Source organism: Serratia sp. CY74737, from assembly GCF_052166775.1.
GTDB lineage: Bacteria > Pseudomonadota > Gammaproteobacteria > Enterobacterales > Enterobacteriaceae > Serratia > Serratia ureilytica.
This window is the reverse complement of record NZ_JBJNOF010000012.1, coordinates 85,950-98,093: the sequence shown is the minus strand read 5'-3', so window position 1 is coordinate 98,093 and position 12,144 is coordinate 85,950. Positions and strand designations below refer to the sequence as shown.

Below are 12,144 nucleotides of genomic sequence, written 5' to 3'. Positions count from 1 at the left end.
TTACATCACCACAATGGACACTCAGGGTTTCCCCTGGCTATGGATAGGTTCCTGCATCCAGCGCGGAGTATAACGGATTTGCCAAACGCAAACAGTGTACAGGGATTAATCCCCCCTTGAGGCCCCCTCGTTAATGAAAACCGCAGCTCAACTGTCACTGTCAGAAATAATAAGCACGGCATACTTCCCGATTCACTTTAGTTTGCGTTAATACTTCCATTTCACACATGCGCTGAAATTGACAAACAAACCGACAAAACAAAGAAAAATCCTAATAAAATCGCGAGGCGCCATGGGTTTCAAAGCGTTATACGGCTCGTAAAAAAACGAAATAAATCCGCCGGCGCGAACGTATCTTAACCAAACCGATAAGTATTAATCTTTATGTGAATCGATAAGAGGAAAAATCAGGGCAGGAGGAAATAAAGTCACGATGGGGAATAACCCAGGCCTGACCGCATCACACGGCCGCCTGGGGGGAGAATTATTGACTGGTCATAACGTGACACAGCTCGCCAAGGGTCAGGTCAGGCCGTTCGATAAACATTTCCGCATTGAGCGTAATGCCGAACTCACGCCTAACCAGCAGCATCAACTCCATATAATCCAGGCTGTCCAACCCCAACTGTTGCAGCGGCATATCGGCCGACAGCAGCGTTCTGTCCAATCCTTTGGCTTCATACAACAGGCCGCAAATCGCCTCATACAATCGATGATACTTTTCCATAGGCCCTACCGTTATTCATTGTGATAACCAAATACCAGCGCCGCATTGGCGCCGCCGAAACCGAAGCTGAGGCTCATGACATTGCGCAAACGACCGCGACGATGCCCCTCGCGAATATAATCAAGATCGCATTCGGGATCGCTCTCGTGCAAATGGCAGGTTGCCGGCATCATTTGCTGCTGCAATGCCTGTAGGCAGACGATCGCCTCAAAGCTGCCGGATGCGGCGAGCAAGTGCCCGGTATAGGATTTCGTGCTGGAAATGGGTGTGCGGTAAGCATCGTGCCCCAAAGCCGCCTTGATCGCAGCGGTTTCGTTCACATCGCTTTGCGCCGTCGACGTGCCATGCGCATTGATATAGTCGATCTCATGATTGCTTAGCCCCGCCTGCTCTAGAGCCCGTCGAATGGTTTTCACCTTGGCCTGCGGATCCTCCGCCGGGGCGGTAAGATCGAAAGCGTCTGAAAAGTTGCCGTATCCCTTGACCTCCCCCAGTATTGTCGCGCCGCGCGCTAAAGCCGCCTCTCGCTCCTCAAGACACAACACGGCGGCCCCTTCCGCCAACACGAAGCCGCTGCGCTCCCGGCTGAACGGGCAACTGGCCTTGGTGATATCCTTTTGCTCCCGACTCAGCAAACGCAGCGCGTCGATGTTCCATATCGCGCCATTGCCGCTCAGTGATTCCGACGCGCCGGCCAACATCATTGAAGCGCGACCGCTGCGGATCACCTCAAACGCATCGCCAATAGCGATGCCGCCGGTCGCGCAGGCCGCCGCCGGCGAGCCCTGATAGCCCCGCAGCAACCAATGTTGGCCGCATATGGCGGTCGCGATATTGGGCATCGCGTGAAAACAGCCAAACAGCTGCCCTATGCCGGATTGCAGATAATCCGCATTGTTTTGCATGATCTCATCCTGGCCGCCCCAGCCGCTGCCGATAATCGCCCCGCACTCCAACGATGAATAAAAGTGCGCAGGCCCCACAAAACTGGATGAAAACGCCATGTCGACCGCCTCCGAGGCGGCGGCCAGCGCCAGCCTGGCGAATCTGGGCAGCCGGCGGCTTACCCGCGCGGCAACACCTTCCAGCGCCGGTTCGACCTCCAGCAAAGCAAAAAAGCGCGCGTGGATCCCCGCCGCCGATTTATCGTGATAGCGATAGGCCAAACGGTTGGCCATGATAGCCTGCCAGTTTTGCTGCGCGTTGCCACCCAGCGCGGTGACGGCGCCGTAACCGGTGACCACCACACGTCTTGTATTCCGTTCTCTGTCCATGCTTACTCCCCTTGCCCGGATGCGAAAGCCTCGTTGCCGCCCAGCGCCAGCCAGAGCTGCATCGTGGCGTTCAGGTAGCGATATTGCAGTGCCGACAGTGAATTCTCGCTGGCTAACACCGCCTCTTGCGCGTCCAGCAACGTTTGCAGCGCGACGGAACCGGCCTGATATTGATGGCGGGCCAATGCCACGGCTTGTCGCTCCATCGCCAGATGCCGCTGCTGATTGCCGATTTGCCGCTGCGCTTCCAGACGCTCCCGCATGGCGCTGTCTACCTCAGCCAGCGCGCGGTAAACCGCATCGCGAAATTGAATCTCCGCGCGCTGCGCCTGCAACGCCGCTTTGTCGCTGGACAAGCGCATCTTGCGCCACTCGATGAACGGCAGCGTCAACGTCGCACCCAGCGAGCGCGAAGGTTCACTGAACCATTGGCGGAAAAGCCCGCTGCCGGCATCCAGTGCGGCATCCAGACTCAACGCCGGATAAAAACGCAATTTAGCGGCCTCCGCACCGGCCAGCGCCGCCCGCAGGCGCCGCTCCGCCGCCTGCACATCCGGCCGTCGCGCCATCACCGCCGCCGGCAAACGTGGCGCAATGGGCACCTCGTTGATCGGTAGCGCTCGCCTTTCGCTGTATCGCAGCAAGGGTGAACGGCCGAACAACAGCGCCAGCGAGTTGCGAGCGTCTTCCCGCTGCCGAGCCAGTTCATCCCGTTGATTCTCCCGCGCCAATAGGTTTTGCTCCGCCTGCAACAACTCGAATTGGCCGACGTCGCCAGCGGTGTGACGTGCCGCCACCAGCCGTACAGTCTCACGCGCGAACGCCACCGCCTGTTGCTGATGGTTGACTTGCTGATTCAAATCGGCGATCTGCCAATACCCGCGAGCGGTAGCGCCGATCAAAGTCAACGCGGTATTGCGCCGATCCAACTCCGAAGCGACGGCCAGCCACTGAGCCTGCTCGCGAATGCGCGCCAGCTTGCCCCATAAATCCAGTTCATAACTCAGTGACAGCCCTGCGCGGTAACTTTCTTGCGGCCGCGCCGCGCCGCGCAATGCCTTGGTATTGCGGCCACTCAGGCTGGCGGCCAGGTCGGGGGTCGCATTGCCGGCTACCAACCCGGCCTCCAACATCGCCTCACGCCACTGCAATCCAGCCAGCGCCAGATCCTGATTCGCGATGAGCACGCCATCGATCAGCGAGGAAAGCTGCGGATCATTGAAGTTTTCCCACCAGGCGACGCCTGCCCGCAATGAACCGGAACGTTCATCGACCACGCGCCACTGCTGCGGCAACGACGGTGGCGCCGTGGCGTCGATCGGCCGCCCTCCGCAAGCGCTCAAAGACAGCATGACCAGTCCATAAATCAAAAGTCGGTTCATTCTCGCGCCAACGCCTCCACCGGCTGCAGGCGCGCGGCGGCACGGGCTGGAAAGAAGCCGAACCCGACGCCGATCAACGCCGAGAACCCGCAGGCCAGCAGCAATGGCGGCCAGGTAAAGATCATCGTCACCTGCGGCGCCAAGCTGCTCAGAATCCCTTTAACCAGCGCGGCGCAGGCGATCCCCAACACGCCCCCCAGGCTGCAGATCACCACCGCCTCAATCAAAAATTGCCGCATAATGTCTTTCTCAGCGGCGCCCACCGCCAATCGAATACCGATCTCATGGGTTCGTTCCGTCACCGAAACCAACATGATGTTCATCACCCCCACCCCGCCGACCAGCAGCGAGATGGCGGCAATCGCGGTAATCAGCAATCGCATGGAGTCGGAGGCACGCTGAATGGATTGCGTCAGCTGATCGTCGGTCAGCGTGAAAAAATCCCGCCGGCCATGTTCTACGGTCAAACGCCGGGTCACATCCCGCCTTGCCGCTTCCAACGTCAATTTTTCATTCACTCGCATCACAATCGATTCCAGCGGCATATCGCCGGCGATGCGGCCAGTCAGGGAGGTATGGGGCAGCCAGGCAAGCGGTTGAGAACCGGCGTATTGGGCGCCGCGGCGCTGCGCGACGCCGATCACCCGATAAGGCACACCCGCGATCAGCAAAACCGCGCCCACCGGATCTTGCCGGGAAGAAAACAGAGCCTGTTGCAGCAAGGGATCGATCACCGCCACCGGTGCGCGGTCACTCAGATCCTGCGCAGTAAACAGGCCACCGGAAAGCAGCCGAATGCCCTGCGTGCGGAAATACCCTTCGCCGACGCCCATCACGGCGAGCGGCACCTGCTTGCCTTCGCGCACGGCCGACAGTTGAGTGCTGATGACCGGCGAAACGCTGTCGACATAAGGCAAGGCCGCCAGCAGCGCTGCATCCCGCGCACTCAGCGAACGCGCAAAATCGGGACGCGTTTTTTCCCATCCCAATCCGGGACGAATGTCCAACGTGCTGGAGCCGAGCTGGCTGATTTCCCTGAGGATGCTTTGGCGTGTGCCTTCACCGATGGCGATGGCGGAAACGACCGCCGCAATGCCGATGATGATGCCGAGCATCGATAATAATGCCCGGACCCGATGCCCTAATAATGCCCGCCAAGCCATGCCGAGCGCCTCTCGCAGCGCCGCCCAAGGGCTCATGCGTTTCATCGGCGCAGCCAACGCCAGCGGCCTCTCGAACGCAAAACGCTGTCGGGCGGCATCGTGGCGACGATCCGCCACGATCTCGCCGTCGCCGATCTCAATGATCCGCTGCGCCTGCTCGGCGATCCGCCGATCGTGCGTCACGATGACCACGGTGTGTCCGACAGCGTTCAGCTCATGCAAAATGGCCATCAGCGCCTGACCGCTGGTGCTATCCAACGCGCCGGTAGGTTCATCGGCCAAAATGATTTCCGCGCCGTTCATAAGAGCTCGGGCAATACTGACCCGCTGCTGCTGCCCACCGGAAAGCTGCGCCGGACGATGGCCACCGCGCTGCGCCAACCCGAGGCGAGCCAACAAATGCGCGGCCCGCAAGCGGCGCTCGGCGGCCGGCATGGCGGTATACAATGCAGGGATCGCCACGTTCTCACCGGCCGTCAGATAGGGCATCAGATGATAGCGCTGGAAAATAAAGCCGATATGCCGACTGCGGAGCCGCGCCAGGCGATTGCCGTCGGCTTGCCCAATCGCCACCCCGTTGATGTACACGTCCCCCTGAGAAGGCTTGTCCAGACAACCGATAATATTCATCAACGTCGATTTTCCGGAGCCGGAGGCGCCGACGATAGCGACCATTTCTCCCCGCTGAATGCTCAGGGAAACGCGTTTGAGGACCGTGATTTTCTGCTCTCCGGCTTGAAACTCGCGCGAAACGTTCTCCAAAACGATAATGGGATCCGTGCTAGCTGACATGCTCACCCTCCGTATCTGGCTGGTGTTCCAGCAGCACTTGCTCACCCACTCTCACGCCTTCCAACACTTCCGCATAGCGGCGATCGCGCTTCCCGATGCGCACGCTGCGCGCGACGACCCGCTGGCCTTCCAACACTCTGATCTGATAGCGCTCGCCATCCAGAGCCTCTCCCAATGCCGCCATCGGCAGCCGCACCACCCCCGTGGCGCGTTCGGTAATGATGAATACCTGCGCCGTCATCGCGGTGCGTAATCGACGTTCGCCGTTGGCGACGGCAAATACGCCGTTGTAATACACCGCCGCCGTTTGCTGGCTTGAATTTCTGCCCAGCGGATCGGCTTCCAGCGCTTCTGCCGGCGCTTGCTGTATCGCACCCATGACCCCCTCATATCGGCGGCGGGGATCGGCGGCGACATAAAACCACAGCGGCTGCCCCGCCCTCACCTGCAAGATGTCATTTTCCGATATGCGGGTATGCACCATCATCGTATCCACGTCTGCCATCACCAAAATGGTCGGTGCGCTTTGCGATGAGACGATGGTTTGCCCTTCCTGAGTGACGATACCCAGCACTTCGCCGTCGATAGGCGCGGTAATACGGGTAAAAGCCAGGTTGGCTCTCGCCGTTTCCTGCGCGACTTCGGCCTGAACGATCTGCGACTCGTTCACTTTCAACTGCGCCAGTTGCGCGTCGTGCTGCGCCTGCGCTTTTTCCAAATCGCTGGCCACGCCGGCACGATCTCGCGCCAACGCCCTTTGCCGCGTCAACTCCAGTTGGTACTGCTTGAGCTGCGCCTGACTCGCCAATTTCTGCGCCTGCGCGCTGCGTAATTCGGCCTGCGACTTGCGCAGTTCGTTAAGTTGCAACGTCGGATCTATCTCGGCCAACAGCTGGCCCTGAGCCACTCTGTCCCCCGGTTTGACATACAGTTTTTTCAGTTGGCCGTTGACCTGCGCGCCAACGTTCACCTGCCGGGCCGGTTTCAAAATGCCGGTAGCCAACACGCTTTTTTCGATGTCGCCGCGATCGACGCGCGCCGTCTGCGGCGGTGATACGTCAGGCGCCCGATTCAACCCTAACAGCCCGCCGGCCAGCCCCCCCAACACGATCGCCACCAGCGCCACACGCCGCCAGCGTTTCTTTCCGGGCACGTCACTCCACCTCAGCACAGTCATTCATCCTGGTGTCAACGGCGGCCAACAACCGGCCCTGCGACAAGTGCAGCACCCGATCAAACAACGGCAGCAGCCGCGGGTTATGCGTCACGGTCACCAGGGTTTTACCCTTCTCACGGCAATGCGCTACCAGAGCCGACATCACCGCCGCAGCGGTTTTTTCATCCAGATTCGCCGTCGGTTCATCCAGCACCAACACCGGACAACGGCTGTACATGGCACGCGCCAGCAACAGACGCTGCCGTTGCCCCAGCGACAGCCCGGCATGGCTCTCTCTCACCAGAGCGTTTACGCCTCCGGGCAGTTGCGCCACCGCATCCGCCAGCCCCAAACTGCATAGCGCCTGTTCCACTTGTCTCTGCTGGCCTGGCGCCGACGGGGCGAACAGCGTGACGTTTTGCAACACCGAGGCATTGAACAGAATGTCCTCCTGGCTTTGCAGGAAGAACAGCCGCTGCGCGGCGGCGTTAGCCAGCACGCGGCCATCCAGCGTCAGTTCCCCCCGCTGCGGCGTCAACAGACAGGCGAGCACCTTCAGCAAGGTGCTCTTGCCCGCGCCGGAACCGCCGCAGATGGCGATACACTCGCCCCGTTCCAGCGTCAGCGACAGGTCGCGCAAAACCGGTTGGCCGGCGTCGTACGCAAAGCTCACTCCCCGATACGCCAACTGCACATCAAAATGGTTCACGCTTTCGTCGCCAGACCCGGTACGCAGAGATACGGCAGGAAACAGATCCCGCGCGCGCTCATCGATCACGTGCAGTTGGTTTTTCTGCAGGACGGCAAAAAAGATCTTGCTGGTGTAAGAGGTAAAAATTTCGCGCAGAAAGCTGTAGGCGAAGAATGCCCCCAGACTGAGTTCGCCCCCCTTTAGCAGCGGCAGCGCCAGCAGCATGAACACCACCATTTCCAGGCTGCCAATCAGTTGATAAATGCTGCCCTTGACCTGCTCATAGACTTTTTGCCGCTGCAGGCAGTTGAACAGCGAACGGGCATGCTCGGCAAAGCCCTCTTGCCGCTGGCCGGCGAGCCCGGCGGACTTGATGGTCGAAAACCCCTGAATGGTTTCCAGAATAAAATCATTCTGCGCCGCCCCTCTCACCTGCAGCTGCTGGGTGAAGTGGCGATCGCGATAAATAGCCCAAACGCTGATCGCCCCCATCAGCAGTACGCCGGCAATCGGCACCAGCGCCAACATCGGGCTCAAATAGCCCATCACCGCCAGCGCGATAGCAGCGATGATCCAGTCGGTGCGCAGGCCGTTATCCAGCTCGATTTTCTGGCCGGCGGCCATCTGCCAGCTGGTGAAACGGCTGAAAATCTCGCCGGGCGCGCGCTTGCTGAAGAAATTCAGCGAATTTTCCAGCAGGCGGGAAAACCCGGCGGCGCCGTGCAGCAACACGAAGTTTTTGATAAAACGCTCGGTGATGATGCGCGCCATCAAGGCCAGCGCCGTGGATGCCACAAACGCCAGCAGATAGTAGGCGTAAGGGAACGCGACCTCACCGGCCATGGCGAACACCTGATTGATCGCGCTGGCGACCATCATCGGCATGATGAACAGCGTCAGCGAGATAAGAAACGTCATCGCCGCCAGGCGATAAATGCCGGCGATGCCGGCGGTATCCTTCAGGCTTAAACTGGCGAAAGCGCCGCGTCGGCGGCTCCGCGCAGCGGGGGCGGTGGACGGTAAATCATCGCGATCGAGCACCAATGCGTAGCCGCTGATTTCCGCTTTCAAAGCGGCGTACGGCAGCAGCTGTTGCCCCAACGCCGGATTCATTACGCACACGTAACCGCCCTGACGATATGCCAGCAATACATAGTGGCCCGCGCCGTAATGCAGAATCGCCGGTAAAGGCAGCGCCGCCAGATCCCGGTGCTCGAACGCCACCGGATAAGCCGGCAACGCCAGCTCCCCTAAAATGGCGCACAGCGTCGCCAGCGAAGTGCCGTGTTGCGAAGCGGGGTAACGCTCACGCAGTTCCGTCAATGGCGCGCGAACGCCCTGCGTTTCCGCCAGCATGGCGATGCAGGCCAGCCCGCACTCATTGATTTCGCTCTGCAAGACCGGCGTAGGGAGGGTGTTTTCCATGCGTAGTGATATCCCTGACTTATTCGTTGATAAAAAATAAAGAGTGCGAATGCCACAGCAACCAATCATCCGCATGTCGCCGCAGGGTGCGCTCGACGATCTCCGGCACGGCGCGGCCGACCAGCTCTGTGGCAATCGGTTCTTCTATGTGAATGCGAACGCCGCGATCGTAATAAAGCGAATAGCACACCACTCGAGCCCGCATCGCTCGAGATAATCGAACGATGCCGCTATGCAAATGCGCTGGCCGGTTGAACAAACGGCAAGCCAGTTTGGCCGAGGCGTCCCGGGTGCTGTTCAAGGTGTAATCCGGCGTGATGTCCGGGAAGAGGATGATGTTGCGCCGATGCTCCGTCGCCTCCAGCAGCGCCTGCGACAAGGTGCCGGCAATATGCCGGGGATCGTCGTGAATCGAGCAATAGTCGAGCCGCTGCCGCCATTCCCCCTCAGGCGCTCGCCGCGCTAACGTCTGTGCGTCGCCGGAAACGATCACCGTTGCCCGCCCGGGATAAACGCCCGCGCCGACCAGCGTCGCCAGCACATCGGAAACCGTGTGCATCGGCGCCAACAACACCGGCACCCCGGCGCGATGCAGCGGCTCCACCACCTGATTGAGCTGTGAGGTGCACTGCGCCAAATGCTCCATCAACGCGGCGTTGCGGGCCTGGATCGCCGCCAAATCCAGCCATTGTCGCCGCTGCATCAGCCAGGCGAAGTTCAGCCTGCCGTCGCCCAACAGGCTTTGGCGATTCGCCTCAGCGACCGCTTGCCGGTGGCGAAAACGGCGTTGCTGCAGACCCCACCTCAACCGCCTCTGCATCTTTAGCCACAGGCGATAATCCACGCGCCGCAGCAGAGCGCACGTCAGACTCCGGCTCACCCCGGTGCGGACAGCCGAGAGACGCGCCACGGCGTCCAGGCCGTTACGCCAGGCCAGATAGCCCCGAACCGCGAGCAGGCGCATCAGGGGGCCAGCGGCTTATCGTGCTGCAACAGCGACAGCAGCTGCTGGCTGAAAGCGGAAAACTCACGATCTTGCAGCGCAAGCCATTTGCGATTGACGATAAAACTGGGGGTCGCGTTGATCTGGTAATAGCGGCTCACTGCCGTCATATACGCCAACAGCTCTTTGACCCGCTCAGACTCTCTGGCCTGCTGATAGGCGGCTTCGTCGATGCCGTTGGCCTTCAGCCAGGCGCTGAGCTGTTTGTCGTCCGCCAGGTTGAGATTTTCTTTGATAATGGCGCGGTAAGCGGCGGGGCGATGCTGCGCTTCGATCCCCATGATCGTCAGCGTGGCGAACAGGGGCGCAAAAGCCGCCATGCCGGCTTGACTGTCGTCGCTGAGGTGCAAGCGCACCAACTTGGCCCCCGCCGGTAAACTTTTTTCCAGCTCGGCCACGCCGCTTTCGTTGACTTCACAATAGTGGCAGGCATAAGAGAAGACTTCGACAATGGTATTATCGTCTTGCAACGGGCCTTGCTCGATTTTTTCCGGGGAGATAAAGCTCAGGCTTTCCGCCTCCGGCGGTTGCATGACGTAATGCTGAAAATAAAATGCGGTCAAAAAAGAAGAGGCCAAAATAATAACGAGCGTATAGCTGATGAAAAGCAAGGGACGTTTATACATAACGGACGCATCCTGCGCATATATTAATATTCACTTGGCAGAGTGAACACGTGAAAAAGAGTTAATACCGTAAATAATGAGGACGTAAAGACGACTTTGTCGCCCGGTATCAGGCGGGACAACGCAAACGTTGCCCGCCTGCCCACCGCTAATCTAAATGCAGGGGGTCAACCCGCATCAACTTGGCGTGGTTGGGTTAGACGGGCAGCTTGCTACCGGCGCAGGGTAATAGAACTTCTGTACGCCACCGAATTTGTTCGCACAGGTTTTCACCAGCTGGCAGGTGCGGTTGTTGCCGCTGCCCACCCAGGCAAACTCCTTGGTACACACAAAAGTACCGCCGACGATGTTTTCCGCTTCTGACAGATTGATTTTCTTCATTACAATATCCTTATTTATATTAAAACATAAACACACTACCCATTACTCTGTCGGCAGACAGAGCAATTCTTCAATACATTTCAAAAACATTTAATAAATAACAATGAGAGCACTTCGGGAAAAAGCATAGCCATCCCAAACGAGCAGATCAATACAATTATTTACACTGCAAGTTAAAGTTAATCGAATAAGTAACCCTCTATTACGGGACTATTCCAATTTAAATTGGACCAAAAACAAGAAAGCCAGACCAACTCCTGTTACAGCAAGGAAAACAAAAAAGGATAATTCTCAATAAAATGAAAAATAAAATAAGAAAAAATCAGATCTGACCAGTTGGCAATGACGTGCAACACGCTGAAAAGATTGCTTCCTGCCGCGCCGGATTTACACTGGGCAGCAGGACTCTCACTCTACAGGATGCCCATGCTCGCCACTCACGAATACGCCAACGACCTGATTCTGTTTGCCCTGATTGTCGACTGCGGCTCGTTCAGCAAGGCCGCCGAGAGCGCCGGCATCACCAGCTCGGTGGTCAGCAAACGCATCGGGCGGCTGGAAAAATCGCTGGGCGCCCGGCTGTTGTACCGCACCACCCGCAGCCTGACGCTGACCGAAAGCGGCCAGACGCTCTACCAGCAGGCCAAAGAGATCGGCGCCAAAGTGCAGGAGGCGCTGTACGCCGTCAGCGAAAAGAGCGAAGAATTGACCGGCGCCATTCGCATGTCGGTGCCGACCATCTCGGGCGAGCTGCTGCTGAGCGAGAGCGTGGCGGAATTTTGCGCTCTGCACCCCAACCTGAAAGTCGAGATGCGGCTGGAAAATCGCTTTGTCGATCTGGTGGAAGAAGGTATCGATCTGGCGATCCGCACCGGCACCATGCCGGATTCGAGCCTGATTGCCCGGCCGATCTTCGATTCCCGCTGGGTGATCGTCTGCTCGTCGGAATACCTGGAAAGCCACCCGGAACCGCGCAGCGCCGAAGACCTGCTCGACCACAACTGCCTGACCTACACCTACCAGGAAAGCGGCACCGCCAACTGGCTGATGAAACGGCCGGGGCGCAACGAAATCTACGAGCTGCAGGTTAACGGCAACCTGTCGGCCAACAATGCGCGAGCGATCCGCAAAGCAGTGATCGGCGGCCACGGCATCGCCATGGTGCCGCGCTGCATGGTGTATGAAGATTTGCAGGACGGCAAACTGACGGAGATCCTGGCCGGCCACTGCGGCAAGGTATTGGGCATATACGCCGTCTATCCTTACACCCGCAATCTGCCGTTAAAAACTCGCCTGCTGATCGAACATATCATCGGTTCCTATCAAAATATCAGCCACTACTTTTAAGTTTCCACTCCTGATTATTTCCACGCGTCGTAAAGTACCGCGTGGATTACCGCATTTTTGGACATGAACTCGTGAACATTAACGCCTAATTAATGTGATCCAGCGCATTCATTACACAACATAAAAACCCATCCAATTGATTTTAAATCAATTTAATTCAGCCTCAACAGCCGGCAT

10 protein-coding genes are annotated in these 12,144 nt (G+C 58.6%); 1 reads left to right on the top strand and 9 read right to left on the bottom strand.

What is annotated here, in order from left to right; translation table 11 throughout:
• Positions 1-484 precede the first annotated feature (484 nt).
• The 9 genes from ACJ8PE_RS16910 to ACJ8PE_RS16870 form a co-directional block, all read right to left on the bottom strand.
• Positions 485-727, bottom strand: coding sequence for an acyl carrier protein (locus ACJ8PE_RS16910; protein WP_033644937.1), 243 nt, complete (start codon positions 725-727; stop codon positions 485-487).
• Positions 728-738: 11 nt separating this feature from the next.
• A complete protein-coding gene (locus ACJ8PE_RS16905; protein ID WP_197793077.1) occupies positions 739-2,001 on the bottom strand; it encodes a beta-ketoacyl-[acyl-carrier-protein] synthase family protein in 1,263 nt (420 codons plus the stop codon).
• Positions 2,002-2,003: 2 nt separating this feature from the next.
• Positions 2,004-3,353, bottom strand: coding sequence for an efflux transporter outer membrane subunit (locus tag ACJ8PE_RS16900; protein WP_197793078.1), 1,350 nt, complete (start codon positions 3,351-3,353; stop codon positions 2,004-2,006).
• Between the two features lie 26 nt (positions 3,354-3,379).
• On the bottom strand, positions 3,380-5,338 hold the full coding sequence (locus ACJ8PE_RS16895; protein WP_197793079.1) for an ABC transporter permease: 1,959 nt from the start codon (positions 5,336-5,338) through the stop codon (positions 3,380-3,382).
• Entirely contained in the window at positions 5,328-6,422 is a 1,095-nt protein-coding gene (locus ACJ8PE_RS16890; protein ID WP_227711503.1) for an efflux RND transporter periplasmic adaptor subunit, read from the bottom strand. The genes ACJ8PE_RS16895 and ACJ8PE_RS16890 overlap by 11 nt, the downstream gene beginning before the upstream one ends.
• Positions 6,423-6,492: 70 nt before the next feature.
• Positions 6,493-8,610 (bottom strand): peptidase domain-containing ABC transporter, encoded by a 2,118-nt coding sequence (locus tag ACJ8PE_RS16885; RefSeq protein WP_198772584.1) that lies wholly within the window; start codon positions 8,608-8,610, stop codon positions 6,493-6,495.
• A gap of 19 nt (positions 8,611-8,629) precedes the next feature.
• A complete protein-coding gene (locus ACJ8PE_RS16880) occupies positions 8,630-9,574 on the bottom strand; it encodes an ABC transporter (protein WP_197760459.1) in 945 nt (314 codons plus the stop codon).
• On the bottom strand, positions 9,574-10,239 hold the full coding sequence (locus ACJ8PE_RS16875) for a DsbA family protein (protein WP_197793081.1): 666 nt from the start codon (positions 10,237-10,239) through the stop codon (positions 9,574-9,576). The genes ACJ8PE_RS16880 and ACJ8PE_RS16875 overlap by 1 nt, the downstream gene beginning before the upstream one ends.
• Before the next feature lie 177 nt (positions 10,240-10,416).
• Complete coding sequence (locus tag ACJ8PE_RS16870; protein WP_055313389.1) at positions 10,417-10,620, bottom strand: DUF4762 family protein; 204 nt, start codon at positions 10,618-10,620, stop codon at positions 10,417-10,419.
• A 426-nt stretch (positions 10,621-11,046) separates the two neighbouring features.
• Between ACJ8PE_RS16870 and ACJ8PE_RS16865 the strand changes: the two genes are divergently transcribed.
• Positions 11,047-11,967: a LysR family transcriptional regulator gene (locus ACJ8PE_RS16865; RefSeq protein ID WP_197793082.1), complete on the top strand. Its 921-nt coding sequence runs from the start codon at positions 11,047-11,049 to the stop codon at positions 11,965-11,967.
• Positions 11,968-12,144: the final 177 nt, after the last annotated feature.